This is a genomic window from Pseudomonas sp. NPDC089758, from assembly GCF_044748705.1.
Taxonomy (GTDB): domain Bacteria; phylum Pseudomonadota; class Gammaproteobacteria; order Pseudomonadales; family Pseudomonadaceae; genus Aquipseudomonas; species Aquipseudomonas putida_X.
This window is the reverse complement of record NZ_JBIVGN010000013.1, coordinates 1-24489: the sequence shown is the minus strand read 5'-3', so window position 1 is coordinate 24489 and position 24489 is coordinate 1. Positions and strand designations below refer to the sequence as shown.

26 protein-coding genes and 1 pseudogene are annotated in these 24489 nt (G+C 61.5%); 13 read left to right on the top strand and 14 right to left on the bottom strand.

The features are described 5' to 3' along the window. Window position 1: 1 nt before the first annotated feature. From ACIPZH_RS17920 to ACIPZH_RS17910, 3 genes are all read left to right on the top strand, one after another. Window positions 2–952 carry an alpha-E domain-containing protein gene (locus ACIPZH_RS17920; RefSeq protein ID WP_241803769.1) on the top strand — a complete coding sequence of 317 codons (951 nt, stop codon included), beginning with the start codon at window positions 2–4 and terminating at the stop codon, window positions 950–952. Continuing rightward, on the top strand, window positions 949–1728 hold the full coding sequence (locus ACIPZH_RS17915) for a transglutaminase family protein (protein ID WP_241803770.1): 780 nt from the start codon (window positions 949–951) through the stop codon (window positions 1726–1728). Before ACIPZH_RS17920 ends, ACIPZH_RS17915 begins: the two co-directional genes overlap by 4 nt. 78 nt (window positions 1729–1806) lie before the next feature. Continuing rightward, window positions 1807–2541, top strand: a complete 735-nt coding sequence (locus ACIPZH_RS17910; RefSeq protein WP_349975740.1) for a proteasome-type protease — start codon at window positions 1807–1809, stop codon at window positions 2539–2541. An 18-nt stretch (window positions 2542–2559) separates the two neighbouring features. On the opposite strand, the gene ACIPZH_RS17905 is transcribed toward ACIPZH_RS17910, so the two are convergent. After that, window positions 2560–3120, bottom strand: coding sequence for a hypothetical protein (locus tag ACIPZH_RS17905; protein ID WP_400637232.1), 561 nt, complete (start codon window positions 3118–3120; stop codon window positions 2560–2562). Window positions 3121–3305: 185 nt separating this feature from the next. On the opposite strand from ACIPZH_RS17905, the gene chrA reads away from it, so the two are divergent. Next, window positions 3306–4532, top strand: coding sequence for a chromate efflux transporter (chrA, locus tag ACIPZH_RS17900; protein WP_400637138.1), 1227 nt, complete (start codon window positions 3306–3308; stop codon window positions 4530–4532). On the opposite strand, the gene ACIPZH_RS17895 is transcribed toward chrA, so the two are convergent. From ACIPZH_RS17895 to ACIPZH_RS17865, 7 genes are read right to left on the bottom strand one after another with little or no spacing between them, the layout of a single operon-like run. Then, entirely contained in the window at window positions 4507–5871 is a 1365-nt protein-coding gene (locus ACIPZH_RS17895) for a sensor histidine kinase (RefSeq protein ID WP_400637136.1), read from the bottom strand. The two genes, chrA and ACIPZH_RS17895, sit on opposite strands and share 26 nt — an antisense overlap. Continuing rightward, window positions 5868–6530, bottom strand: a complete 663-nt coding sequence (locus ACIPZH_RS17890; RefSeq protein ID WP_241803775.1) for a response regulator — start codon at window positions 6528–6530, stop codon at window positions 5868–5870. The genes ACIPZH_RS17895 and ACIPZH_RS17890 overlap by 4 nt, the downstream gene beginning before the upstream one ends. A 2-nt stretch (window positions 6531–6532) precedes the next feature. After that, a complete protein-coding gene (locus ACIPZH_RS17885) occupies window positions 6533–7174 on the bottom strand; it encodes a hypothetical protein (protein WP_400637134.1) in 642 nt (213 codons plus the stop codon). Beyond that, complete coding sequence (locus tag ACIPZH_RS17880; RefSeq protein WP_241803777.1) at window positions 7171–7977, bottom strand: SDR family oxidoreductase; 807 nt, start codon at window positions 7975–7977, stop codon at window positions 7171–7173. The genes ACIPZH_RS17885 and ACIPZH_RS17880 overlap by 4 nt, the downstream gene beginning before the upstream one ends. Next, on the bottom strand, window positions 7964–8644 hold the full coding sequence (locus ACIPZH_RS17875) for a TenA family transcriptional regulator (RefSeq protein ID WP_400637133.1): 681 nt from the start codon (window positions 8642–8644) through the stop codon (window positions 7964–7966). The genes ACIPZH_RS17880 and ACIPZH_RS17875 overlap by 14 nt, the downstream gene beginning before the upstream one ends. 8 nt (window positions 8645–8652) lie before the next feature. Continuing rightward, entirely contained in the window at window positions 8653–10116 is a 1464-nt protein-coding gene (locus ACIPZH_RS17870) for an AMP-binding protein (RefSeq protein ID WP_400637132.1), read from the bottom strand. After that, window positions 10106–10783 carry a thermostable hemolysin gene (locus ACIPZH_RS17865; RefSeq protein ID WP_400626598.1) on the bottom strand — a complete coding sequence of 226 codons (678 nt, stop codon included), beginning with the start codon at window positions 10781–10783 and terminating at the stop codon, window positions 10106–10108. Before ACIPZH_RS17865 ends, ACIPZH_RS17870 begins: the two co-directional genes overlap by 11 nt. Before the next feature lie 239 nt (window positions 10784–11022). Between ACIPZH_RS17865 and ACIPZH_RS17860 the strand changes: the two genes are divergently transcribed. Both ACIPZH_RS17860 and ACIPZH_RS17855 read left to right on the top strand, forming a co-directional pair. Next, entirely contained in the window at window positions 11023–11448 is a 426-nt protein-coding gene (locus ACIPZH_RS17860) for a potassium channel family protein (RefSeq protein WP_267816598.1), read from the top strand. Between the two features lie 109 nt (window positions 11449–11557). Beyond that, the gene (locus tag ACIPZH_RS17855) at window positions 11558–12127 is read left to right on the top strand and encodes a GNAT family N-acetyltransferase (RefSeq protein WP_400637131.1); all 570 of its coding nucleotides are present in this window, start codon (window positions 11558–11560) and stop codon (window positions 12125–12127) included. On the opposite strand, the gene ACIPZH_RS17850 is transcribed toward ACIPZH_RS17855, so the two are convergent. From ACIPZH_RS17850 to ACIPZH_RS17840, 3 genes are read right to left on the bottom strand one after another with little or no spacing between them, the layout of a single operon-like run. Continuing rightward, window positions 12106–12768, bottom strand: coding sequence for a hypothetical protein (locus ACIPZH_RS17850; RefSeq protein WP_400637129.1), 663 nt, complete (start codon window positions 12766–12768; stop codon window positions 12106–12108). The genes ACIPZH_RS17855 and ACIPZH_RS17850 overlap by 22 nt on opposite strands. Before the next feature lie 19 nt (window positions 12769–12787). Further along, window positions 12788–14155: an MBL fold metallo-hydrolase RNA specificity domain-containing protein gene (locus ACIPZH_RS17845; RefSeq protein ID WP_400637127.1), complete on the bottom strand. Its 1368-nt coding sequence runs from the start codon at window positions 14153–14155 to the stop codon at window positions 12788–12790. Beyond that, window positions 14146–15072 (bottom strand): universal stress protein, encoded by a 927-nt coding sequence (locus ACIPZH_RS17840; RefSeq protein WP_400637125.1) that lies wholly within the window; start codon window positions 15070–15072, stop codon window positions 14146–14148. Before ACIPZH_RS17840 ends, ACIPZH_RS17845 begins: the two co-directional genes overlap by 10 nt. Window positions 15073–15256: 184 nt before the next feature. Here ACIPZH_RS17840 and ACIPZH_RS17835 point away from each other — a divergent pair. Beyond that, window positions 15257–15805 (top strand): annotated as a pseudogene (locus ACIPZH_RS17835) (GNAT family N-acetyltransferase). A 27-nt stretch (window positions 15806–15832) separates the two neighbouring features. Here the strand turns inward: ACIPZH_RS17835 and ACIPZH_RS17830 are convergent. Then, the gene (locus tag ACIPZH_RS17830; protein WP_267816611.1) at window positions 15833–16759 is read right to left on the bottom strand and encodes a universal stress protein; all 927 of its coding nucleotides are present in this window, start codon (window positions 16757–16759) and stop codon (window positions 15833–15835) included. Between the two features lie 243 nt (window positions 16760–17002). Here ACIPZH_RS17830 and ACIPZH_RS17825 point away from each other — a divergent pair, with 243 nt between their 5' ends. The 3 genes from ACIPZH_RS17825 to ACIPZH_RS17815 all read left to right on the top strand — a co-directional run bounded on the left by ACIPZH_RS17825 (window position 17003) and on the right by ACIPZH_RS17815 (window position 18887). After that, a complete protein-coding gene (locus ACIPZH_RS17825) occupies window positions 17003–17191 on the top strand; it encodes a hypothetical protein (protein ID WP_400637124.1) in 189 nt (62 codons plus the stop codon). Between the two features lies 1 nt (window position 17192). Then, window positions 17193–17984: a helix-turn-helix domain-containing protein gene (locus tag ACIPZH_RS17820; RefSeq protein WP_267816615.1), complete on the top strand. Its 792-nt coding sequence runs from the start codon at window positions 17193–17195 to the stop codon at window positions 17982–17984. A gap of 66 nt (window positions 17985–18050) precedes the next feature. Continuing rightward, complete coding sequence (locus ACIPZH_RS17815) at window positions 18051–18887, top strand: universal stress protein (RefSeq protein WP_400637123.1); 837 nt, start codon at window positions 18051–18053, stop codon at window positions 18885–18887. An 87-nt stretch (window positions 18888–18974) separates the two neighbouring features. On the opposite strand, the gene ACIPZH_RS17810 is transcribed toward ACIPZH_RS17815, so the two are convergent. Beyond that, complete coding sequence (locus ACIPZH_RS17810) at window positions 18975–19868, bottom strand: PA4780 family RIO1-like protein kinase (protein ID WP_400626615.1); 894 nt, start codon at window positions 19866–19868, stop codon at window positions 18975–18977. Between the two features lie 614 nt (window positions 19869–20482). Between ACIPZH_RS17810 and ACIPZH_RS17805 the strand changes: the two genes are divergently transcribed. Beyond that, complete coding sequence (locus tag ACIPZH_RS17805; RefSeq protein WP_400637121.1) at window positions 20483–20773, top strand: YceK/YidQ family lipoprotein; 291 nt, start codon at window positions 20483–20485, stop codon at window positions 20771–20773. Window positions 20774–21351: 578 nt separating this feature from the next. Here ACIPZH_RS17805 and ACIPZH_RS17800 read toward each other — a convergent pair. After that, a complete protein-coding gene (locus ACIPZH_RS17800) occupies window positions 21352–21936 on the bottom strand; it encodes an MliC family protein (protein WP_400637120.1) in 585 nt (194 codons plus the stop codon). A 529-nt stretch (window positions 21937–22465) separates the two neighbouring features. On the opposite strand from ACIPZH_RS17800, the gene ACIPZH_RS17795 reads away from it, so the two are divergent. Then, a complete protein-coding gene (locus ACIPZH_RS17795) occupies window positions 22466–23197 on the top strand; it encodes a hypothetical protein (RefSeq protein WP_400637119.1) in 732 nt (243 codons plus the stop codon). A gap of 466 nt (window positions 23198–23663) precedes the next feature. Beyond that, window positions 23664–24206 carry an AAA family ATPase gene (locus ACIPZH_RS17790; protein ID WP_400626623.1) on the top strand — a complete coding sequence of 181 codons (543 nt, stop codon included), beginning with the start codon at window positions 23664–23666 and terminating at the stop codon, window positions 24204–24206. Window positions 24207–24489 lie beyond the last annotated feature (283 nt).

Sequence of the window (24489 nt, the reverse complement as noted above, 5' to 3'; positions counted from 1 at the left end):
CATGCTTTCGAGAACCGCTTCCGACCTGTACTGGATGTCCCGCTACCTGGAGCGCGCCGAAAACCTCGCGCGCATGCTCGAGGTCAGCTACTCGCTGTCGCTGATGCCGCAAGCCGGCCGTTCGGATGGCCACACAGAGCTCGCCATGTCGCTGCTGGCATCCGGCACGCTGGACGATTACATCCGCAAGCACGCCGAGCTGGACACCGAGCGCATGCTGCACTTCTTTGCGCTGGACGCGAACAACCCCAGCAGCATCTATTGCTGCTTGCAGGCAGCGCGCACCAACGCCCATGCGGTGCGTGGGCGCATAACCGCCGACATGTGGGAAAACATCAACGCCACCTGGATCGAAATGCGCAACATCGCCAGCAATGGCCTTGGACGCTATGGCATCAGCCAGTTCTGCGACTGGGTCAAGGAGCGCTCCCACCTGTTCCGCGGCGCAACCGCTGGCACCATCATGCGTAACGATGCCTACAGCTTCATTCGCCTGGGCACCTTCCTGGAGCGGGCGGACAATACCCTGCGCCTGCTCGATGCCCGCTACGAAATGTTCGGCGAAACTTCCGAGGAGGTCAGCGACGACTCGGCAAGGGGTTACTACCAGTGGAGCGCCTTGTTGCGCGCCCTGACGTCCTACGAAGCCTTCAACGAAATCTACCGCAACGCGCCCAGCGCACGGCCGGTGTCGGAACTGTTACTGCTGCGCGTTGACGTGCCACGGTCATTGCATGCCTGCATCGAAGAGCTCGACCAGATACTCGCCGCGCTGCCTGGCACTACCGGCCGCGCTGCACAACGGATGGCCGCCGAACTCAACGCGCGGCTGCGCTACACCGCCATCGATGAGATTCTCGAGGCCGGGCTGCACGTGTGGCTGACCGACTTCATCGGCCGCATCCACCAACTGGGCCAGACCGTGCACAATTCCTACCTGGAGGTCGTATGAAACTGTCCATTCGCCACGACACCACCTACAGCTACGCCAGTGACGTGTGCAACAGCATCCAGTTCCTGCGCCTGACACCACGCAGCAGCGAGCGCCAGCGCATCCTCGAGTGGCAACTGGACCTGCCCTGCAAGGTGAACAGCCAGATCGACCCGTATGGCAATATCCTGCACGTACTAACCCTGGACAAACCCCATGGCCACCTGGCCCTTACCGCCAGTGGCCAGGTGGAAATCGACCCGGGCTGTGAACACGAGGCCGGCGGCCAGTCGCCCCTGCCTTTTCTGCGCAGCAGCCACCTCACACAGGCCAGTGACGCACTCAAGGCCTTTGCCACCCAGCAGTGCGGCGAGCGCCGCGACCGGGGCGCGCTGACCGCCCTGATGCAAGGGCTGGCCGACCATATGCCCTACAGCCCGGGGGCTACTTCGGTGGGCACCACCGCCAGCGAGTCATTTGCCGGCGCCGCCGGGGTGTGCCAGGACCATACCCACGCCTTCCTGGCCTGCGCCCGTAGCCTGGGCGTCCCGGCGCGCTACGTGTCTGGCTACCTGTGTACCGAAGACGAAACCCACCTGGCCAGCCACGCCTGGGCCGAAGCCTGGATCGATGATGCCTGGTACAGCTTCGACGTCACCAACCGCCTCACCCGGCCCGAACGGCACCTGAAACTGGCGGTCGGCCTGGATTACCTCGACGCCTGCCCGGTCCGGGGCGTGCGCCGCGGTGGCGGCGTCGAATCCATGCAGGCCAGCGTCCACGTGCACCGCCAGTAAGCGCCTGGCGCAACGCTAGCGGGCCCCGTCGCGCCCTGCGCGGCGGGGCCGCTCCATTCCAAGAACAAGGTAGAAAACATGACCTACTGCGTCGCTATGCATTTGGCGGACGGGCTGGTATTCATCTGCGACTCCCGCACCAATGCCGGGATCGACCAGATATCCACGTTTCGCAAACTGTTCGTTTTCAGCGTGCCGGGGGACCGGCTGATCGTCCTGCAGACCGCCGGCAACCTTGCCACCTCGCAATCGGTGGTCAACCTGCTTGAGCAACGTAGCCGAGGTACCGGCAGCCACCTGCTGAACGTCGGCACGCTCTACGACGCGGCGGCACTGGTGGCCGAAACCCTTCGCGAAGTCATCACCCGTGACCGCAGCAAGCTGACGGCGCAGATCGACCTGAGCGCCTCGTTCATGGTGGGCGGCCAGATCGCGGGCAGCGCCATGGGCATCTACAACGTCTACGCCCAAGGCAACTTCTTCCAGGCAACGCCGGACACGCCGTTCCTGCAATTGGGCGAGAGCAAGTACGGCAGACCGATTCTCGACCGCAACCTGACCTACGACACGCCCTTGGACGAAGCGCTGCGCTGCGGCTTGATCTCATTCGACTCGACCATTCGCAGCAACCTGTCGGTCGGCATGCCGCTGGACCTTTTGGTGTATGGCAAGGACAGCCTCACGGCCAGGGAGCCGGTGCGCATCCATCAAGACGACCCCTACTACAGCCATATCCGCAAACAATGGGGTGATGGTTTGAAAAGCCTGCTTGGCGAGCTTACCCCGCCACCGCCGGGCTTCATGGCCAAATGAGCCGGGGCCAACCCTCGGTCACGCCAATAGCGTTATCACCAGATCCGCAATGTTGATAGGCACGAATACCACGGTCAGCAGCGAATAGACCCTCCGCGAGCGGGCTGCGAACACGCACAGGGGAATCACGATCATCACCACGTCAAAAGCGCCCCAAAGCGCCAGCGGCGAGACGCCGAACAGCAAAATGTTGACGATGAGCCCAAGCAGGTAATAGCCCGACAGGAACAGCAGCGCGTACCGGCCATCCTGCTCGAAGTACAGGCGCAGCCCTTCCACTTCGTCCTCGCTTCGGCTGGGCAACATCAGCGCCGAGGAGACGAACAGCGAAAGCGCCAGCAGCACCAGCAGCAGAAATTCCTGGAACGAGAAGGTCGCCCTTACTTGTGGCAGTGCATTGACCGCCCACCAGAAATCCATCTGTGTGGTGAAGAGCATGACCGCCCAGACCAGGGCCACCCAATCAGGGGCAGCGCTGCGCCGAATACGAAAGACCGTCAGCGCGCCCAGCAGCAGGCGGGTGACCGACAGCCCCAAGATCATCGAGAGGACGGTAGCAACGATAGGGAAATTGCTCATGGTGCTTCCTGCCAGCCACTGTTCTGGACAGCGTAGGCGGCGCACAGCAAACTTTGAAAAAATGAGTCGGTAGTTTGGGCTTGGCGTGGGATTTTCAGTGCCTGTGACCCCGAACGCCACCCTGCGCTCGACGCAGGTGGTTGCGCCCCAGGAAAACAGCGGCGACATCAATCCAAGGAGCCTGCATGTCAGAACGCAGCAACAGCGAGGTGAAGTCTTGCGACTCTGCCTGGTCGGTCTTTCTGATTTTCCTGCGCCTGGGGCTGACTTCTTTCGGTGGCCCGATTGCGCACCTGGGCTACTTTCGCGAAGCGTTGGTATCGCGCCGCCAATGGCTCAGTGAACGCAGTTACGCCGAACTGGTCGCCCTGTGCCAGGTGCTTCCCGGCCCGGCGAGCAGCCAGGTCGGGATAGGCCTTGGCCTCTCACGCGCAGGTTTTGCGGGCGCCGTGGCAGCCTGGGCAGGCTTCACATTGCCATCGGCCATCATGCTGATCCTGTTGGCCCAGGGCATCTCGGCATGGGGCGGCGCCGCCCCTGGTGGTTTGCTGCACGGCCTGAAGATCGTTGCAGTCGCGGTTGTCGCCCAGGCGGTGTGGGGCATGGCACGCAGCCTTTGCACCGATGTTCCGCGTGTGACCATCGCCTTGTGCGCCACCTGCGCGGCGCTTGTGTGGCCCTCTGCGCTGGGGCAGACCGGCGTGATTGTGTGTTCTGCCTTGGCAGGCTGGGTGCTGTTCAAGTCCACGCCACCTCCGGCAGCGGAAAAACTACCGTTTTCAGTCAGCCGCAAAACCGGCCTGATCGCGCTGACAGTGTTCTTTGCTCTGTTGCTCGGGCTACCGCTGCTGGCCCAGGTCTGGCCGTCGCAGGTCCTGGCGATGGTGAACGCCTTCTACAACGCAGGCTCACTCGTCTTCGGTGGCGGGCATGTGGTGCTGCCGTTGCTGCAGTCGGCGACAGTGCCCAACGGCTGGGTCAGCAACGACACCTTCCTGGCGGGTTATGGCCTGGCACAGGCGGTACCGGGGCCCCTCTTCACCTTTGCGGCATTTCTGGGGGCATCCATGACCGTGCAGCCCTCCGGCTGGGTGGGCGCTACGGTCTGCATTCTGGCCATTTTCACTCCCTCCTTCCTGCTGGTGGTCGGCGTCTTGCCCTTCTGGCAAACACTGCGGCACAGCGCGCGTAGCCAGGCCGCGCTGGGTGGTGTGAACGCAAGCGTGGTAGGGCTGCTGTTAGCCGCCCTGTACCACCCGGTCTGGACGAGCGCCATTGCCAGGCCATCGGACTTCGCTTTTGCGCTCACAGCCCTCGTGGCCCTGATGTTCTGGAAGATGCCACCCTGGCTGGTGGTCCTGGGCTGCGGCCTGTTTGGCTGGCTGCTTACTGCAATGCAAACGCCAGGGTAGCTGCCAGCCCGCCGCTGGCCCTGTTCTCAAGGCGCACCTGGCCGCCCAGGCGCTCGGTGATGGTAGCCACGATCGAGAGCCCAAGCCCTGCCCCATTGGGGCTATTGCGGCTGTAGAAGCGCTCGAACACCCGCCCGAGGTTGGCCTCGTCGATACCCGGCCCTTCATCTTCGACAACCAGCTCGAGGCGATTGGCCAGACGCTTGAGTGATACGGTGATGCGCCCACCGGGCGGTGAATGCTCCACTGCATTGGACACCAGGTTCTGCAGGGCGATGGCCAACGCACCAGCATCGATCAGCAGACCGTGGTCACCCTCGCTGATATCCAGCGAGGGCTCCAGGCCGCGATCCAGTATCCAGGGTGTGAGATCCGCCAGCACATCGGTGACTACTTCGCTCAGGTCGACAAGGGCGGTGGGACGCTGACCGAGGCGCGGCTCGACACGGGCCAGGGTCAGCAACTGGTTGACTACCCGGGTCAGCCGGTCCACACCGCCAATCAGAAAGCCCAAGGCTTTCTGTCGCTCGGCATCGGTACTGGCGGCCTGTGCGTTTTGCGCATGCAGGCGCAGGATCGCCAGCGGGGTGCGCATCTCATGGGCGGCGTCTGCGATGAACCGATGCTCGCGCCGCAACAGGTCCTCGATCTGCGCCAGCAGGCGGTTGATGGCAGCCTGCATGGGTTCCAGTTCGGTCGGCAACGGCACCAGTTGCAAAGGCTCCAGGGAGTCGGCATGGCGCGCACGAATCACATCGGCCATGTTCTGCAACGGCCGCAATCCCCAGCCGATGGCTGCCCAGACCAGCACTACCAGGCCCAGGCTGCCGAGCAGAAACGGTAACAGGGTATGGCGCACGATGCGGTCGATCAGGTCATAGCGTACATCGTCGCGCTCACCCACCCAGATCACCCACTGCTTCTCGGGCACCGGTAGAACAAAGCCACGCCATTGCTCGCCACCGCTGGCGAAATCATAAAAGCCAGGGGCCGTGGGCGGTGCGTCGAGCGTCGGCGCACTGGGCGTGTGCACCAGCAGCCGCCCTCCCTCTCCCCATACCTGGAACGCCAGCTTGCTTTCATAGGGGTGGCCCACGCGATGGCGCCCGGCCTTGCCCAGCGCTTCGTTGAACGCCCGATACAGTTTTTCGCGATTGCCATCCTGCACCGGCAGGTTCATGACACCCTGCAGCAGCCGGGCATTCTGAGCCATGTGGGCATCGTAGACTTCGTTGATCTCGCGCCGGCTGTCGTGATAGTTGTACAGCGCCAACAAACCGGTGCCGAGCAGCATCAGCGCCATCACCCGCCACAGCGTACGCTGGCGCAGCGAGCTCATACCTTGCCCTCGACCAGATACCCGATACCGCGCACCGTGCGGATCAGGCCGTTGAACAGCTTCTTGCGCAGGTGATAGATGTTCACTTCCAGCGTGTTGCTTTCAGGCTCCTCGTCCCAGCCGTACAGCAACTGGGTCAGCCGCTCACGGGTAAACACTTTGCCCGGTTGCGCCAGCAGCTCGTGCAGCAGCCGATACTCCTTGGGCGTCAATACCACAGGTACGCCGTTGTAGTGCACCTGCTGAGTGGCAGGGTCAAGGCTTACGCCTGCGTGCTCGATGAGCACCGTGGCCCGGCCGGCACTGCGCCTGAGCAGGGCGCGCAGCCGAGCCTTGAGCTCGTTGAGGTCGAAGGGCTTGACCAGGTAGTCGTCGGCACCGGCATCCAGGCCGATGATGCGATCCTCGGTAGCATCGCGCGCGGTTAGGATCAGAACCGGCAGGCTGTCGCCCCCTGCCCTGACCCGTCGCAGCAACTCGATGCCACCCAGGCGCGGCAGGCCGAGGTCGAGGATCACCAGGTCGAACATTTCGTTTTGCAGGGCATGCAGCCCGCTCAGGCCATCGCGCAACCAGTCGAGGGTATAGCCCTCCTGGCGCAACCCGTCGCAGATCCCCTCACCCAGGGCGGTATCATCCTCAACCAGCAGCAGCCGCATGTTCAGTCCTGTTTGTCCTTGATGGCCTTGAGTAAAGCATCGATATCACTGCGCCGGCCTTGGTCGGCCAACTCGCGTCCCGGGCGTGGCGGCGCCTGCCGGGCTTTTTCCAGGGCGGCAGTGGCCTGCGCATAGCGCTTTTGCCGGAACAGATGATCGGCCCAGAAGTAGTTGCTGTCGATACCATTGGGGTTGATCTGCAGCGCCTTGCGCAACAAGGTGTCGGCCTTGTCGCTGTCACCAAAACCGATAGGCCAGCCGGGCACCTGGTCATACAAGGTACCCAGGCTGGTATACGCCGAGCCCTGCAGGGCACTGGGGTCGAGTTTGATCGCCTCTTCCAGGCTGGCCTTGGCCGACTTGACCTTGCCCAACGCCCCCAGGCCGCCAATGGCACCTGCCCAACTGCTGTTGATGATGCCCTCCCAGATCAAGGGTTCGGCCGAGCCAGGGTGCTGATGAACCAGCGTGGAGGCGTCGCTTGCCAGTCTCTCGAACGCCTCGGCGCGCTTGCCTTCAGGCATCTGGTACTGAATCTGCGCCCAGCGCTGTTGCAAGTCAGCCAGTTGTTGGCTGCCAGCCTGGTCCAGCGCCCAGGTGAGCGGTGCGAAGGCCAGCAGGCCAGCGATGAACAGACCTTTCATTTGAGCGACTCCTTGGAATGACTGGCGATGTATCGATGGATCACCGGCAGTTGCTTGCGCAGCGCACGGTCGACCACACCGGGCAACATGCCGTTGATGCGCACGAAGAGCTTTTCCGGCCACCCCAGGTACAGCTCGTTGCGTTCTGACTGCACGGCCTTGAGCACCGCGCGGGCGACATCCGCAGGGTCGTCCATGCCGACCTTCAGCGCCTGGTTGAGCGCCGTGGCGGCGGTGCTGTTCATGGCGGTGCGGGTTGCCCGGGGTGCGGCGTACATGACATTCACCGAGGTATCGGCCAGCTCCCGGCGCAGCGCCTCGGAAAAACCGCGCAGGGCGAATTTGCTGGCGCAGTAGGTGGCGTAACCTGGGTAACCGATCGAGCCGTAGGTGGAGCCGACGTTGACCACCATCGCCCGGGGTTGTTCGCGCAGCAGCGGCAGGCACACACGGGTCAGTTGCACCGCGGCCTTGAGGTTGATGTCCAGCAGTTCGTCCAGCGCCTGCTCGTCTAGCTGATCAAGCAGGGCAAAGCGGTTCACGCCTGCGGCATTGATCAGGACGTTGACGCCCCCCATCGCCCGGGCGCGGGCAAGCACCTGTTCACGCCCCTGATGGCTGCGCAGGTCGGCCGACTGCCACAGCAGCCTGTCGTGGTAACGGTTCATCAGGCCGGCGAGTTTGCCCATCTGCCGGCTTACCGCCAACACCCGGGCACCGGCTGCGCACAACTGTTCGGCCAACTCCAGGCCGATGCCTCCGCTGGCGCCGGTGAGTATCACTACGCACTCAGGCAAGCGCATGACGCACCTCATGCAGGCCCGCACGCGGCAGCCCCTGGAACATGTCGGTATACAGGCGGTAAACCACTTTCGCCGCATGGATCACAGCGCACTGGTCATCAGCGTCATCAAGGCGGTCCATCAGGCGCTTGTAAGTGACCATATGGTCCTGGTCCAGCGCACCGTGGGAGCTGAGATAACTGAAGGCCCGGTCCGGCAACGCCAACGTGCTCTGGATCGTGCCGGCAGCCTGGGTGGCCAAGGCAACGCTGGTGCCTTCGAGCACGTTGACCATGCCAAACAGCCCGACCGGGTTGCCACGGGCGATCAGGTCGTAAAGGTACGCGACCATCAGCTCGATCGGCAGTGCTGGCCGAGCGTCACGCACCGCTTCCCAGTCACCGCCACAGGCATTGATGTCATTGAGGATCCACTGCTCGTGGCCATACTCCTCCTCGATGTATTCGCACACAGCGCCGCGCAGCCATTCCAGGCGCGAAGGCAGGCGCGCCCCGCACGCCATCATCAGCGGCACGGTGTGGCGTACATGGTGGTATGCCTGGGCCAGGAAGGCCACATAACTGTCGAGGCTGACGTGGCCCGCCAACGCATCGCGTATGACCGGCACGGCGAACAGGGCCTGGCGCTCCTGGGTGGTTTGCAGTTGCAGCGTGTCGAAAAAAGACATGGCAGCCCTCACAACGGGGTATCGGATAACAGGGAGTGGTAACGCCGCAGGATGGCCTCGCGTCGCGGGCGGCCGTTGGCGGTCAGGGTGTCGTCGGTACTGGACAGCGGGCACGGCAGGCGACGCCAGGCATGTACCCGGGCATAGTCCGGCAGCAAGGCATTGCACTGCTGTACGGCCTGGTCGATGAGGGTGTCGGGGGTGGCAGGGTCCAGCGGCCAGAGCAATGCCAGGTTCTTTGGCAGGGCCTCGCCATGCACGAACGCCTGGGCGATCACACCGCCCTGGGTCAGTTCGGCCTCGACCCATTCCGGGTTGACGTTGCGCCCAAAGCTGGTGATGAACTGGTGTTTCTTGCGGCCATCAAGGTACAGGTAGCCCTCCTCGTCGAGGTGGCCGAGGTCGCCTGTAGCCCACCAGCTATCGCAGACGGATGGTTCCTCCAGGTAGCCGAGCAACACTGAGCCCGCCACCAGCACCTCCCCGTCCTCGGCGATACGCACCTGCACATGGGGCAGCGGTTTGCCGACACTGCCCCGGCGGGTTGCGCCTGGCCGGTTCAAGGCCACCACCGAAGCGCACTCGGACAAGCCATAGCCTTCGAACACCGGCAGGCCGATCGCTTCGGCGCGGGCCAACAGGCTGGGCGCCACCCGGGCACCGCCGACCGCAACGAAGCGCAGCGCCCCCACCCGCATCAGCCCGCGCTCGATGGCAGTGATCAACCCCATCAGTAGCTGCGGCACCAGGATCAGGCTTTGCGCGCCGCTCAGGGCGATTGCCCCCAGCAAGCGCTTGAAATCGACCTGGCTGGCCCCCCCCATCCCCAGTTGTGCCTGGGGATACAGCAATACACTCGCGCCAGCCATCAGTGCGGCATAAACACCAAGGTTTTCCAGCAGCACACCCAGCGGCAGCACCACCAGGTAACGCTGCGGTTCACTGGGACGGCTGGCCACTTCCAGTTCCCGGGCTACCCGCAACAGGGCTTCGGCAGACAGGCACACGCCTTTGGGCTTGCCCGTGCTGCCAGAGGTGTAGGTGATCTTGGCGGTACCGGGCGGCAGCGCCGCAGTGGCGTCTGCCTCGCGAACCCAAAACCCATCCTGTTGGGCGAACCCAAGCTCGGCGAGCGGAGCGCACCATTGCGGGCCGCACAGCACATGGCTGGGGCCGCTCTGCGCGATGCAGTGGCTGAATTGGGCAACGCTGAAGAACGGGGGCACGACCACGCAGGGGCGCTGGGTAAAAAGCGCCGCCAGATCCCAGAAGAGCAACTGCGGGCCATTATCCAGGGCCAGTACCAGCGTGCCTGGCGAACGCGTGCGCAAATCCTGGATGCGCAAACCCACTTCTGCCAGTAGTTGCCTGAATGTGAAGCGCTCTGTCGAATCTTGTACGGTGATTGCGTCACCGTGGTCGCGGGCATACGAGACCAGCAGCTGATGAAAACGCTCCAGCTCATGCGGCATGGCCAGTTTCCTCAAAAACCATTGGCAAGCCCAGGCGCTGGAACACCCCTGCCCTGCTCAAGGCATCGAAGCCACTACCGATATTGCCGGCAAAGACTTTCGGGTGCTGAGCGTAGTAGGTCCCCCACTGGTCCACCTGCCCGTTCAACCGGGCTGGGTCGGCCGACGCCAGTACCGATGGCACCAGCCCCAAGCGCTGAAAGCTGTTGATCAATGTCGTCGCGCCGGTGAACGCCACCCACCTCAAGCCGCGCAGGGCCAGCAACCAGGTCACCGCGATGATCATGATCCGCGCGCTACCGGCACTGAGCGCGGCCAGGTTGCCGACTTCGACCATGCATGCGCGCTCAAGGGTGCAGCCCGCCACGCGTGAAACTGCAGCTTCCAGCGGTTCATCCAGGTAGTGCTCCAGAAACAGCGGCCCGCTGCTGGCCGGGCGCATGCCTGCGGCAGCGACCAACCGCCCCTGGCTGTCATGCAACGCCAGCAGTTCGGGCAGGTAATGGTGCACATCAGCGTGATGCACGTTGGCAAAACACTGATGGATGAAATGCTCAAGCTCATCGCGCCCCGGGTCCTTGTGCAGATGAAGCGACAAGTGAGCCTGGTGGTCGACGTGGCTGCCGATAGGCAATGGGAGCAGGCTGCTCCACTGAGACTGGGTCATGAAACTCCCCCCGTTTGGGCTTGATGGGGTGAGTATCTGTGGTCAATCTGAAGGTAGTCTGAAGTTACGGAGATGACCTGCGTTGTTGGGCTGCTCCCCCACCATCGCCATCGGCGGCAAGCCAGCGGCTAATTGGCAGGTGGGTGATCTTTATCAATCCCCTGCTGATTTTCAGTTGTAGAACCGACACGATGGCCATTACCGGCCACACTTCTCTCAAAGCCGCAGGGGAGCCGTCGATGCTGACCGTCACGCTGATCAACGCGCTGGTCGTGGTGCTGGTGGTGGTGATCCATTACGAATGCCTGCTGCGCCTGAACGACTGGCTGCCGCGGCTCAAGCTCTGGAGCCGGTTCCGCATCGTCATCGGTGTGCTCGGCGCGCTGGCGGCCCATGCACTGGAAGTCTGGTGCTTTGCCCTGGCCTATTACCTGATGGCCAGTACCGAAGGCTGGGGCACGCTGAGCGGCAACTTCGACGGCACGTTCATGGACTGCGTGTATTTCTCGTTCACCACCTATACCACTATCGGTTTCGGCGACATCACGCCCAGCGGCGACCTCAAATACCTCACAGGCCTGCAGGCACTCACGGGGCTGGTGATGATCACCTGGACGGCCTCCTTTCTGTTTCTGGAAATGCAGAAATACTGGAAGGCCAAGTAGCGAGGCGTGGGCCTATCAACCCGGCAATTGACAACGATCAAGCGCGCCAAAGGCAACGCGTTGAAACTGAACCTCCTTTGAACACCCGCAAACTGTAAGGAGGCTTGCCATGGCATCCGCCGAAACACCCCGTCCACAAGCAGCACCGGCATTTCCTGCGACCACCGGCGAACACTGGATCGAAGCACTCGACAATGGCACCCATGTGCTGATCAGGCCCTTGCAGCCCAAGGATCGTGAACGCGAAAAGAACTTCATCGAACGCCTGTCTCCTCAGTCGCGCCACTTCCGTTTTCTGTCCCAGCTCAAGGAGCCTGGGGACGCCCTGCTGGACCAACTGATGGTGGTCGATCAGGACCAGCATATGGCCTATGTGGCCCTCGCGCATGTCGACGGTGAGCTGCAGGAAGTCGGTATCTCCCGCTACGCCACCGGTGCCGATAACCAAGCATGCGAATGCGCCGTTACCGTGCTCGACAGCTGGCAGCGTCACGGCCTGGGCACATTGCTGCTCCGGCACCTGATCGACCACGCACGGGCCAAGGGCCTGCGCCAGATGTATTCGATTGACGCTGCGGCCAATGTGGCGATGCGCGACCTGGCCCAGGCAGCTGGGTTTACCACTGCCAGAGACCCGGACGACCCAAGCCAGGTGATTCACCGGCTACCGCTGGCCTGAGGCGGCGCTGCGGCGGTAGCCTCGGGCAGCAGGTCCAGTTGCTCCAGGCACCGCCGCTCATCAGCCTCGGTCAGCCCTTTGAAAGCACTGACCTCCAGCAACGGCGTATTGAACAGCGCCAGCCGAAGAACGCCATTGCGCTCCAGAAACGTCTGCGCCAGGCACTGACAGACGGGCTTGGCGATCAACGCGGCGAGCGCTTGGTCCTCTGGCAGATCGACCTGTGCCTGCAGGTTGGTCTCGCAGCCGTTGACGATGCCTTGCACGGAGCGGCTGGCGAGCCCTAGTGTGCCGACGCCCAGCATCGCCAGCAGTAGCAGCATGCCCAGCAGAATGTTCGACTCTCTGGCCACATCCCGGACAATGGCAAGCCTTGCCTGCCAACCTGTGGCCTGCCCGGAAAAAATGGTGGTGCCCACTGTTTTCTTGAAAACCCGGTGCACGCCCCACCCGACCGCCGCGCTCAGCGTCAGCAGCGTCAACGCAATGGCCGGCTCATGCATCGGCAGGCGCCAGGCTGGGCCCAGTACCTGGTAAACCGAGGCGGCAATGGCCAATGTGGCGATGGCCGCGACCCACCCAATGCTGCCCTTGGGCCGTCTTGCCCAGGCGCTTAGCCTGACCCTGGTTTGCATGTTCATGAAAGCCTCCAGCCCCGGGTCAACGCACAGGGTCTATGGCAACGGTTTCCATGTGCTCGGGCACGCACACCTGCCAGCCGAGTTCAAGGCTTATCCGCCGACGCAAGGTGTCCGCAGCATGCGGTTCGCCATGAATGACGTAGGTTTGCCGCGGTGGCCGGGTGAAACCGCGCAACCACTCCATGATTTCGTCCGCGTCGGCATGGGCCGACAGATTGTCCATGGCGAAGACGTGCGCGCGAATCGGCACGTCTTCGCCATGCAGGCGCACGCTGCGCGCCCCGGCAACGATATCGGCGCCCCGGGTCCCACCCGCCTGAAAACCAGAGAACAGGATGCTGTTGTGCGCGTTGGGCGCCAGCGCTTTGAGGTGATGCAACACCCGCCCCCCCGTGGCCATGCCGCTGGCGGCAATGATCACCGCAGGTTCGCGCAACTGGTCCAGGCGCCTGGACTCATCGACCGTGCGGATGATCTGCGTACCCTTGCACATCTGTGCGCACTCCAGCGCCGTCAGGCGGTGCTCACGCCTGAACTGCTGGTACAGGGCGGTGGCATCCGTGGCCATCGGGCTGTTCAGGTACACGGGGATGTCGGGTATCAGCCCGTCACGCTTGAGCCTGTACAGGTAGTACAGCAACAGTTGCGCACGGCCCACCGCGAATGACGGCACCAGCGTGATGCCATGGCGCAGCAGGGTCTGGTTGATCACGTCGGCCAGGTAGCGTTCCGGGGCTTGGGCGGGGTGTGAGCGGTCACCGTAGGTCGACTCCACCAGCAGCACATCGGCCGCACCGATCAGCTCGGGTGCACGCATCACGGGATCGTTGGGCCGCCCCAGGTCACCTGATGACACCAGCGTCTGACCATCCACCGTCAGTTGCACGGTCGCCGCGCCCAGAATGTGCCCGGCCGTGCGCAGCAACAGTTCGACACCCGGTGCGATCGGGGTACGCTGGTGCAACTCGACGGGCCTGAACAGCTGCAGCGCACGTTTGGCATCCTGCTCGGTGTACAAGGGCCGGGCCGGCGAATGCTTGGAATAGCCATGACGATTGGCATGTTCGGCCTGTTCCTCCTGCAATCGGGCGCTGTCGAGCAACAGGATTTCAGCAAGGGCACAGGTTGCCGGGGTGGCATACACAGGCCCGCTGAAGCCCTCGCGCGCCAGCACCGGCAGGTAGCCGCTGTGGTCCAGGTGGGCATGGGTGAGCACTACCGCATCGACCGCCCGCAGCGCCGCCGGCAGTGGCTCCCAATTACGCAGGCGCAGTTGCTTGTAACCCTGGAAAAGACCGCAGTCGATCAGCACCCGTGTCGAATCACGCGTCAGCAGGAACTTGCTGCCCGTCACCGTGCCCGTACCGCCGAAGAAGGTCAGTTGCATGGTGGCGGCTCCCAAGTATCGATCACGCAGGGGTGAACGGACAGCACGCCGCACGGTGGGTCGCTCACAATGCGCTCGGTGGTGTCGCCCAGCAGCTTGCTCAACCCCCTGGGCTGCACAACCCCCATAACCACCACGTCGATGTCCAGGGCCGCCACTTGCTCGCGAATCACTTGCACTGCCCCTCCTTCCTTGAAGTGCCGGCAATCGTGGGGCACACCTTCGGCATCGGCCAATGCATCGAACGACACCTGCAAGGCATCTCGCATCTCCTCGACCCAGGTCTGCGTCACCAGCATTTCTGGGGCGAACACACCCGCCAGGTCATATGCACCCAGCAGATGCAACTGCGCATCGCATTGCAACGCCAGGGCATCGGCTGCACGGATGAGGGCGCGATTGAACAGCATCTGGTCATGGGGTTCATCGTGCAGGGCGGTGTCCACGGCGACCAGTATGCGTTTTGGCAAGGACGCGGCTGCCCGAGGTACGAAATGCAGCAAGCACTGGCACGCTCGCAGCAGCGCGCAGTCCAGGGGCGTGGCGAAAAACCGGGCCAGTGCCGGTGTTTTTTCGGTGTCCTTGATGACCATATCGGGCTTGAGCTCGCGGATGTAATCGGCGGCCTGCTCGCGCAGGTCTTCTGCCTTGACGGTATCGAACGTCAGGCAGGTATCGCTGGGCCGGTGACGCTCGACCAGGGCCTCGAGCTGCTCGCGATAGCGCCCGTATTGGCGCTGCATCTCGGCTTCGTTCAGCTGTTCCTGGCGTAACGAATGGTCCGCGTGTGGCTCGAACAGCCCAACGATATGCACCGCTGCGCCGCTGACATGCGCCAGGGCAAGCGCCCGGCGCAAAGCCGCCGAGTGCGGGTCGATGTCGGTAAGCAGCACCAGCAGTTGTCGATACTGACCCATGGGAAACCTCCGGCCGCACGCGGCGATGGCAAGTAACATCGATATTCGAACCCCCTGCCATAGCGCGTTTGATGCAGATCAGAAAGTCACCACTGGCGCACCAAGTTGATCAATGTCAGAACCCTGACGCCGTCTCACGGTACAACCAGTACAGCCCACGTTGGTCGAGCCCTCTGGAGGCCCTATGAACAAGCCGTTGCTGGAAACCGAAGATTCAAGCGAGCACTGGGTCGACACCCTTGCTGACGGCACAGCCGTGCTGATTCGGCCGCTGCGCAATGATGATCACGAACGGGACCGGCGCTTTGTGAGCACGATCAGCCATGAGGCCCGCCGTTTTCGTTTTCTCGCCGGGCTCAGCGGTGGCTTGCCCGGCCTGGACGCGCAGCTGATGCCGGTCGACGGTCACCAGTAGATGGCCTACGTAGCGCTGGCCCATGACAATGGCCAGCTGCATCAGCTTGGCGTCAGCCGCTATGCCGCAATACCGGGCAGCCACAATTGCGAATGCGCCGTGGCTGTCGACGAGCGCTGGCAGCGCAAGGGGCTGGGCAAGCTGTTGCTGCAGCACCTGATCGCCGCGGCACGGCGCAATGGATACCAGTGCATGGTGTCCAGGGACCTCTCGAACAATTACGCCATGCACCGGCTGACCAAGGCGCTGGGGTTCACCTCGCGCTACCTGGGCGGCGATGTCAGCGAAATCCTTCATGAACTTGACCTGCGCAGGTGAAACAAGGCCCTTGCGGGCCTTGCCCCTCTAACCTTGCGAATGTTCGGGTGATAACACCAGCACACTGGTGCTGAGCCGGTGCAGGATCCGCTCGGCCGTACTGCCAATGAACCAGCCGATGCCGTGATGGTGGTAGCTGCCCATCACCAGCACATCGATGTCGTTGTTGTCCATGAACAGCGCCAGCACCTTGGCCGGGTCCCCCACCCGCATGTGGCGGTGCTCGAAGGCAATCCCGTTGCGCTCGGCCAATGCCTGAAAGGCATCGGCCTGGGCCTCGTGAAGTGTCCGTGAACGGTTCGAATCGAACAGGAACGAATGCTCCCGAGTGCCTTCGGCGTTCAGGTACATCGCGCCCATATCGTAGGCATACAGCAGTTCTATCTGAGCGTTGCATTGCAGGGCCAGCTTGAGCGCTTCGCTGATGATCAGGTCGTTGAAGCCTTCGAACTGATCCTCCGGGCGCGACAGGTCGACCGCTGCCAGTATCCGGCGCGGCAAGGCATTACTGGCGTTGTGCACCAGGTGCAGCGCAATCCGGGTGTCACGCAGCAGCTGCACGTCCAGCGAGGTGAACATGGCTCGTATCCACCAAGGCTCATGTTCGAGCCCCTTGATCAGCATGGCGAACGGCTGTTCACGTAGATGCACCTGGATCTCGTCCAATGGGTGCTGTACCCACAACACCTCGGTAGTGACCGTCACACCATTGCGGCGCATCGACGATGCCTGGGTTTCCAGCCATTGACGATGTTGCTGCACATACCCCTCGCGCATGACCGCCAAGGCCTGGTCGTTGACCAGGCCGGCAGTGGCCAGGCCCTCAAGGTAGTCGAACGCGACGATGTGCAATGGCATGCCCTTGGCTTTGGCCAGCGCCGCCGCTCGATCAAAGACCGGCGTGCGGCGCATCAAGGGCGAAGCGATGAAAAGAAGTCTTTGCGAGTTGGTCATGGCACACCTCTGCGGGCTTGATGAGTACCTCGATGCTCTGCTGCCGGCGGCTGCCCGGTTTGATGTATGTCAACAGTGCAAGCGAGCAGACCAACGGCTGTTGCCGCTTACCGGGCAATTGACACGGATCAAGACTTATTGGTTTTTTCGGCGCACGCTGTACCTAGCCTCGCTGCTGACAAGGACGCCATTGCGCCTCGAATCAATCGCTATTGCTTGCCCATGCAGGCACTGGAGGTTCCGATGAACGTCTACGTCGAGAAAAGCGCCAATGACAACCGCTGGTGGGTCCACATGGACGAATGGCGGGTGAGTTTCAGAACCCCCATAGAAGCCGAACAGTTCGTCGGCGTGCTGACCGCCCGGCTTAACGCGCCCCATTCACTGAGCAAGATCGCCACCGTCGCTTCCAGAACGGCGAGGGAGGCCTGAGATGTCGGGCCTGATCGACGTTCAGTCGCTCGGCGAGCCGGTACAGCTGCGCCCGCCCCCACCCATTCACCTGCAACCACTGGCATCGCGCTGCAATGGGTGCCGGGTCAATGGCTTGTGCTTGCCCACGGGTTTGCCCCTGCGCGACAACAGCAGCCTGGGCACATTGATCGGCCCGCGCATCCGCATCAGGAAGGGTGCTGCGCTCTTCAATGCCAATATGCCCTTGAGCGCCTTGTATGCCGTGTATTCAGGCAGTTTCAAGACCAACCTGAACAATGCCGAAGGCCAGGGTGTGGTCATCAATTTCTGGATGCCGGGCGACGTACTGGGGCTCGACGCCATCGCCACCGAGCACCATGTCTGTGACGCCATTGCCCTGGAAGACAGCGAAGTCTGCCCCGTCCCATACCATCGCCTGCAGGCCCTGGCGCGTGATTTTCCCACGCTGCAGCAGAGCTTGAACCGCCTGATGAGCAGGGAAATCATCCGCGAGCATGAGCGCGTGCTGATGCTGTGCAACCTCTCTGCCGAGCAGCGGCTGGCCAGTTTTCTGCTGGGTTTGTCCCGACGCTTCGTCAGCCGCGGCTATTCATCCCACGGCTTCATGCTACGCATGTCGCGCGAGGACATGGCCTCCTACCTGGGGCTGCGCCTGGAAACCATCTGCCGCTCGGTCGCCCACTTGCGCGCCCTGGGTATCGTCAACCTGCACGGCCGGCTGGTGGAAATTCTGGACATGCCTGCGCTGATGGCACTGGAACTGGGTTACCCAAACAGCCCGCCTCACTGAACTGCCAGTTGCCTGCGTGCACCTGGCTTGCAGCGCATCGCCTCGCAACAGCTGAAGGTATCGGACATGGCAAATTTTCATCTGGCTTACCTGCCGTTGGTCACCTATCCGGATGTGCTCCCCGATGACGCTGTGGCAGCCGGTGTACACCTGGCCGTCGCGCTGGGGTATGACCTGCATGTCATGACCTTTGCGGTGAAGATCCCCTACCTTTCGCCGTCCATTGGCAGCACCCTGCTGAATATCCCCGACATGATTCAAACGACCGAAAGCAACAGTCGAACGCAGTGCAAAGCGCTGCAGGCCATGGTGGGCGGCCTGGACCACGGCCAGAGCAGTGTGGAATTCTCCACCAGAGCGGTAGTGCCCGGCCTGACGGGTACCGCAGCGGCAGAGGCGTCAAGGTATTTCGACCTGACCTTCCTGCCGTGGGCAGTCGACAAACCCGTCATCCAAGAGCTGGCAGAGTCGGTGATTTTTGGCGCTGGCAGGCCATGCGTCCTCGTTCCCCCTTTGCCCAGCAAGCCCATCAGGCACATGGCGTTGGCCTGGGACGGCAGCCGCGTCGCGGCGCGAGCACTCGCTGACGCGTCACACCTGATGGCTGCCGACATGCTCATCACGGTCCTGACCGTGCAGGGCGAAAAGCCACTCGAGCACGCCGACATCGCGCAGGACATGGCCCATGCCTTACAGCACCGAGGCCTGAACGCTCGGCCGCTGAGCGTGAAGCTGGCCGGGCGACCGATCGCTGAGTGCCTGCAGCAAGAAGCACTCACCGTCGGCGCCGACCTGTTGGTCATGGGCGGGTTCGGTCATTCGCGCTTGAAAGCATTCGTTCTGGGGGGCGCTACCCGCGGGGTTCTGCAAGCCCTTCGAATGCCCATACTGCTGTCGCACTGAACCCCGGCGATCAGTGCCTTCGTCACAACATGAGATACACGGAAAATCGTGTAGCCCAGAAAGCGATGCTTTGCCTGGGCTGACAGATCATTGCAGCCAAGGCGGCGGCGGTTCTTCGCCCTTGACCGGCCCATGCTCGGCTTCGGTCCGTGCAGCTCGGCGGCGGGCATCGTCCAAGCGGGCAGCGTCGATTTCGCGCATCACGCCCCCCACGTCCGCGACATGCTCATCGTCCTCGAATTCGCCTGTCAACGGGCTGTCCGCACGCAGTTCACCGGCCTCGTACAGCGCCCACATTTCCTGGGCAAAGCGGGTGTCTTTCAATTCCGGGGCAAAGCGCCCGAAATAGTGAGCCATGTTCGCCACGTCACGCTGCAGCATGCTGAATGCATGGTTGTTGCCGGCTGCATCCACCGCCTGTGGCAGGTCGATGATCACCGGGCCGTCCGGGCCCAGCAGCACATTGAATTCGGAGAGGTCGCCATGCACCAGGCCGGCACACAGCATCAGCACGATCTGGCGGATGACGAAGGTGTGGTACTCACGCGCCTCCTCAGCTTCCAGGTGCACGTCGTTCAGGCGCGGGGCCGCATCGCCATCGGCGTCGGTCACCAGCTCCATCAGCAGTACGCCATCCTGGAAATCATAGGGTTTGGGCACCCGCACACCGGCATTGGCCAGGCGGAACAACGCCGCCACTTCAGCGTTCTGCCAAGCGTCCTCGGCTTCCTTGCGGCCGTACTTGCTGCCCTTGGCCATCGCCCGGGCCTGGCGGCTGTTGCGTACCTTGCGGCCTTCCTGGTATTCGGCGGCCTGGCGGAAACTGCGCTTGTTGGCCTCTTTGTAGACCTTGGCGCACCGTACCTGGGCGCCGCAACGCACCACGTAGACGGCTGCTTCCTTGCCGCTCATCAAGGGTCGCAGTACTTCGTCGACCAGTCCGTCTTCAATCAGCGGTTCGATTCGTTTTGGCGTCTTCATCAGGCTTGTGTTCGGGGTCCTGTCTGGCCTTATGGCTTGGTTGGCGAACATCCTCTCACAGGCTGATGCGTCTTGCTCGTTTGTCTGCTCAGGCGGCGGCCCAGCGCTGCGTTATCCAGTGCCGAAGCACATGTGTAACCGGGGCCGCTTCGCGGCCCATCGCCGGCAAGCGCGGCTCCCACAGGTATACGACATGCTTGAAGGCTGGTGGCATTCCTGGACTGCCCACAAGGATCGGATGGGGTCCAAGGTCTTGGATGCGGTCCATTTTGTGGGAGCCGGCTTGCCGGCGATGAGGCCGGTACTGACTCATCAGGGCGTGAGGCGGACGCTCGTGGTAAATGGCTAGCGGCCAATGGAGGCCTTCAATTGAAGATGGTTCGCGAGCAGGTAAGCATCATGGCCTTTGCAGCAATCGTGCTTCTTGGCATATGGCCTGAGCGGCATATCGACAGGAATCATGGACGTCCTTGTAATTCCTAATGCAGACCACGCAAAATCAACCAGCTCGCACTGATGCACCACGCCCGACCCTGGAAGTCGGATGTGTGCTGCCAGGGCGCCCTGATTGAGCTTCATCGCCACGGACGACAACTAAATCTACAAGGGAATGTATGCCGGGAAAAATTCTGTTGCTTTTAACCGTGTTATCGCTAGGCGGCTGCTTCAGCACGATTGGCCACATGAGCGGGGAACGTTGCGTTTATCACGGTACCCGCGCATCCTGGGCCTGGGCAAATCACCCAGACACGTTGAGCAGTTGGCCATTTCTAATCGATACGCCGTTTTCTTTTGCGTTGGACACCCTGTTGCTGCCCTATGACCTGACGGCCTTTTTACCCGACAGCCTGGGTGGTGACCGAAGCGAATGCGTGATCAAGGGCGGGTTGAACGTCATCATGTAATCTGCCCCTTAACCCACGAACACGGGTAAAGCCCGTGCCGTCGTCCGAGTTACCTGCTTTCCCGTGAACCAAAACAGGAGTGACGATGAAAGAACACAACTACGCTGTAACCATCAATGGGAAAGGCAACACAGGTGAGGGTACTGCCAGCTATTGGTAGCCAATCAGATAAAGAGCTTGCAATGCGCTTGCATGACGATGCTCACCACGAGTGTTTCATTGCCAACTCGGTCAACTTCCCAATCAAATGCAGGCCTGTTATCAACTATCGAAGCTAACGAATGTCTAGGGCTACGGGGATGGTACAAATCTCTGCGTAGCCCCTCTGGAATCCACCATGAGTCACCTGCGATAGCATCGTCGATAACAGCGACTCTTGCGACTTGGCTTTCCTTTAGAAATGCCAACCTTGAAAAGCATTGATGGAAGGTAGGCGGTGGCAGCTTTTGATCAAATGATCATAGCGCTGCGACCTACTCACACCTCTTAACGAGACGGTGCCTTATAGAAGCTGGGAGCGAATCGCCGAGCTTCTGCCGAATCAGTGGAACCCGCTCAGAAATCGTCCCTCCCGATGGCTATCGACGCGCCGTGCAGTGCATTTCCGGAGCCTGATAGCCCCATACTACGGTGGCCTCACCTTGGTGCTCCCATAAACTCTCATTTTGCCCCTTGTAGCGCGCGCCGCTGGCGCTCTGTTCTATGTACATCAGCGAACTGCGGTCACCGAACTCCACGATAGCCGTGGGCGGCTCGGTGCGGAAGAAGCTGGCAACCACTTCCTTGGCCGGGTTGCCGTCACACTGGTAGGACACCGGACCGGTGGCCTCGACCAGCCGATAGCGGGCCTGCAGTTCGGCGATGCGCAGGCGGTAGCTTTCGGCGATGCAAGTGGGCTGGTCCGCGCTTTTCCAGCAATCGTTGCGACCCTTGATCCAGCCCCGTTGCTCGGCCTTGAGCACCGGCGGATGTTCATTGCCGGCCTTCTGCTGTGCGGCTGTGTAGACCTCGGCCATTTGCCGGTCCAGTGCCGAGAGCGACTCGCTCTGGCAGATCTGTTGTTCGATGCTGCCGGCCTCGACCTGAGTGCAGTTGAAGGCAGGTCCCGCAGCCTGGGTGTGCGACAGAGGCAAGGTGAGCAGCAGGGGAAGCCAGTACTTCATGGGAGCCACCATTAGCGATTTAGAATACTGGGCTCAGTCTAGCGCTGTGCTCAATTGCGTGGAGGATGCCCCAGCTTTTGTCGGCGGCTAATGACTGCTAATGGCCATAGCTCCCTCCATGAAGGGCAGCTATGGGCCGTTGGCAGTCATCCACCGCCACCCGCGATAGCACGCTGCACATTCGACAGTGGTTGGGCGTCGCTGATGTCGCTGCCTGACCGTTCGAACGAGGAAAACCGACGATGTGCCATTGGTCGCAAAGCCGAAGCGCTCGGGCTATTCAATAGAATCCGAAGAATAGTCGGCATCCAATTGTCACTACAGACATTATTGCAGCATCCATTTGCATGGAAACAGCCATTGCATAATCAGGCAAGATAAATGGCTTTTAGCCATATTTCACTAATCGCCAATGATTCTAAATGGGCGATAGCCATTTTTTCAAGCGTGACTAAGCTCGTAAGCGCGCAACGGATATTAGGGATGTACGCGCGCTTACCATGACGGATCTATTAAAGGAGTATGAAAAATGGAAAGCTTCGCTATCGCCGCATCACAAATCAACTGGAATGGTGGCCAACGGATTACGTTGAGCCCTGGTGATACCGCCACCTGCACGACGTTACGTCCGGGCCAGATATACGGGATTTTCCTGTATAACTCGGCGGGGAGTGACAATAATGCCACCGTCAGTGTGGTATGGAGCAATAGCCAGCCTCCGGCACGGATTACCGTGCCAGGTACCACGGCTAATGCAGGTTTGGCCTCATTGGGCTTCGTTTCGGGCACCGACACCCAGACCATTTCGGTCTCCTTACCAAGCAACAGTGGCATAGCCCAGGTCGAACTGTGGTTGGGCAGTACCAGCATGCCGACCAACACCAGCGGGATTAACAATAACCCCTTGCAGGCCAATGGCGAGCAATACCCTTTCAACAAATACAGTCGCTATTATGCGGTGCCGCCATCAAAATGGATGAATCTGACCATCGCCAGCAAGATCACCCAGTTTATCTCGTGCCAGTTCCGCGAAGCCGCTGCGACGGTGTTTGTTGTAAATGAAACGTCCAACGGCTTACTGGCTGGGCAAGTTACCAATATTGGGCCTACCGCTTCGGAGGCCGGAGCGGTTAGCATTGTGGCGACACAGATTCAAAGTGTCAGCACTAACTTGCAAGGTGACGGTACGCAGTGGGTCTGGATGGACGCTGATAGCCCACAAGACTCTACGAGCGCCAGTATTTCCCTGCAGTCGCTGTAAAAACGCAGCCCGCTGAAATAAAAGAGTCATGCCCAGCGTGGCTCTTTTTGTTTTGCGTCAGTGGCCTCATAGTGCCTTGTCAACACTAAGCTCCAGCCGGTTACTTGCACCTTCACCGAAAGTAATGCACGAATTTTGTATGGCGTGCGGCTCTCGACTTTATTCTGGTCACGCTCTGAAGGTGAATATGCCGGCTGGATATCCATAGCGCTAGGAACGCTTGATACCTCCCCGCGTGCCGACGCATCAAAGACATGCGCACGTCGACTACGCTTCGCCCTGGTAGACACAGGCCAGCATTCGGTCTCGGCTCGGCTCACCGATATAGGTCGATACTCGCTATCAACAGCAGTTGCCGATTTGCACCGAACGCCCAGCACATAAGTGTGCTTGCGGTTGACCTCCTCGCCCATTGCCGTAAAATCCCGCGCCCGAAATTTAGCAGGCATGGCGAGAGGGAGCTTCAATGCAACGGGTGATGATCATTGGTCAGCCAGGTTCTGGGAAAAGTACCCTGGCGCGCAAGCTCGGTGAACGTACAGGCTTGCCGGTCGTGCATATCGACACGATTCATTGGCAGCCAGGGTGGGTTGAGCGGAGCCGGGACGAGAAGACGCGTCTTTGTCATGTGGTCGAGGCCCGTGAGCGCTGGATCTTCGAAGGCGGGCATTCGGCCACATGGAACAACCGGCTGGCCCGGGCTGACATGTTGATTTGGATTGATCGCTCGGCACCGCTTCGATTCTGGCGCGTTTTCCTCAGAGCGATGTGGAACCGCGGTCGCACCCGACCCGACTTGCCGGACAACTGTCCGGATTTACTGGCCAACCTGCCGGAGTTTTTCAGGTTCATGTGGCGGACGAAAACCTCGTCGCGGGAGGCGATGAAGCGATTGGTGCTAACAGCCCCGTCGAGCTGTCGCGTGGTCTGCCTGCGGAGTAATCGAGATACCGATGTTTTTCTCGCGAGTGTGGGCACACAGCCTGGTCAGGTTACCCCAGGTCATTAGATGCTAAATCGCGAGTGAAGCGCTGCTGCGTGACCGCCAAGAATTTTTGGTGGATCGCTAATGAAAGCGTAAGGAAGACACCGAGTAGCTATATGCTCGTGTGAAACAGCGATCAGTCTGAAGCCGTGTCCGGAATGTCTGCAATGTATCGATAGCAGCCAGCGACTCAACGCTCTGTGGTCAGTTCCGGCCTCATCGCCGGCAAGCCGGCTTGTATGGTTAGACTTGAAGGGGTGGTGGGACTAAATGCCGGATTCTGACTGTTGACGCAGTACAGACTGTG

Excerpts from the sequence above, each read along its gene's own strand:
- ACIPZH_RS17875 (WP_400637133.1), bottom strand. The coding sequence starts at position 8,644 with ATGTCTTTTTTCGACACGCTGCAACTGCAAACCACCCAGGAGCGCCAG.
- ACIPZH_RS17820 (WP_267816615.1), top strand. The coding sequence starts at position 17,193 with ATGTCGGGCCTGATCGACGTTCAGTCGCTCGGCGAGCCGGTACAGCTG.
- ACIPZH_RS17790 (WP_400626623.1), top strand. The coding sequence starts at position 23,664 with ATGCAACGGGTGATGATCATTGGTCAGCCAGGTTCTGGGAAAAGTACC.
- ACIPZH_RS17840 (WP_400637125.1), bottom strand. The coding sequence starts at position 15,072 with ATGGGTCAGTATCGACAACTGCTGGTGCTGCTTACCGACATCGACCCG.
- ACIPZH_RS17825 (WP_400637124.1), top strand. The coding sequence starts at position 17,003 with ATGAACGTCTACGTCGAGAAAAGCGCCAATGACAACCGCTGGTGGGTC.
- ACIPZH_RS17885 (WP_400637134.1), bottom strand. The coding sequence starts at position 7,174 with ATGAAAGGTCTGTTCATCGCTGGCCTGCTGGCCTTCGCACCGCTCACC.
- ACIPZH_RS17855 (WP_400637131.1), top strand. The coding sequence starts at position 11,558 with ATGGCATCCGCCGAAACACCCCGTCCACAAGCAGCACCGGCATTTCCT.
- ACIPZH_RS17800 (WP_400637120.1), bottom strand. The coding sequence starts at position 21,936 with ATGAAGTACTGGCTTCCCCTGCTGCTCACCTTGCCTCTGTCGCACACC.
- ACIPZH_RS17870 (WP_400637132.1), bottom strand. The coding sequence starts at position 10,116 with ATGCCGCATGAGCTGGAGCGTTTTCATCAGCTGCTGGTCTCGTATGCC.
- ACIPZH_RS17905 (WP_400637232.1), bottom strand. The coding sequence starts at position 3,120 with ATGAGCAATTTCCCTATCGTTGCTACCGTCCTCTCGATGATCTTGGGG.
- ACIPZH_RS17920 (WP_241803769.1), top strand. The coding sequence starts at position 2 with ATGCTTTCGAGAACCGCTTCCGACCTGTACTGGATGTCCCGCTACCTG.
- ACIPZH_RS17895 (WP_400637136.1), bottom strand. The coding sequence starts at position 5,871 with ATGAGCTCGCTGCGCCAGCGTACGCTGTGGCGGGTGATGGCGCTGATG.
- ACIPZH_RS17810 (WP_400626615.1), bottom strand. The coding sequence starts at position 19,868 with ATGAAGACGCCAAAACGAATCGAACCGCTGATTGAAGACGGACTGGTC.
- ACIPZH_RS17850 (WP_400637129.1), bottom strand. The coding sequence starts at position 12,768 with ATGAACATGCAAACCAGGGTCAGGCTAAGCGCCTGGGCAAGACGGCCC.
- ACIPZH_RS17845 (WP_400637127.1), bottom strand. The coding sequence starts at position 14,155 with ATGCAACTGACCTTCTTCGGCGGTACGGGCACGGTGACGGGCAGCAAG.
- ACIPZH_RS17915 (WP_241803770.1), top strand. The coding sequence starts at position 949 with ATGAAACTGTCCATTCGCCACGACACCACCTACAGCTACGCCAGTGAC.
- ACIPZH_RS17880 (WP_241803777.1), bottom strand. The coding sequence starts at position 7,977 with ATGCGCTTGCCTGAGTGCGTAGTGATACTCACCGGCGCCAGCGGAGGC.
- chrA (WP_400637138.1), top strand. The coding sequence starts at position 3,306 with ATGTCAGAACGCAGCAACAGCGAGGTGAAGTCTTGCGACTCTGCCTGG.
- ACIPZH_RS17890 (WP_241803775.1), bottom strand. The coding sequence starts at position 6,530 with ATGCGGCTGCTGCTGGTTGAGGATGATACCGCCCTGGGTGAGGGGATC.
- ACIPZH_RS17805 (WP_400637121.1), top strand. The coding sequence starts at position 20,483 with ATGCCGGGAAAAATTCTGTTGCTTTTAACCGTGTTATCGCTAGGCGGC.
- ACIPZH_RS17910 (WP_349975740.1), top strand. The coding sequence starts at position 1,807 with ATGACCTACTGCGTCGCTATGCATTTGGCGGACGGGCTGGTATTCATC.
- ACIPZH_RS17865 (WP_400626598.1), bottom strand. The coding sequence starts at position 10,783 with ATGACCCAGTCTCAGTGGAGCAGCCTGCTCCCATTGCCTATCGGCAGC.
- ACIPZH_RS17795 (WP_400637119.1), top strand. The coding sequence starts at position 22,466 with ATGGAAAGCTTCGCTATCGCCGCATCACAAATCAACTGGAATGGTGGC.
- ACIPZH_RS17860 (WP_267816598.1), top strand. The coding sequence starts at position 11,023 with ATGCTGACCGTCACGCTGATCAACGCGCTGGTCGTGGTGCTGGTGGTG.
- ACIPZH_RS17815 (WP_400637123.1), top strand. The coding sequence starts at position 18,051 with ATGGCAAATTTTCATCTGGCTTACCTGCCGTTGGTCACCTATCCGGAT.
- ACIPZH_RS17830 (WP_267816611.1), bottom strand. The coding sequence starts at position 16,759 with ATGACCAACTCGCAAAGACTTCTTTTCATCGCTTCGCCCTTGATGCGC.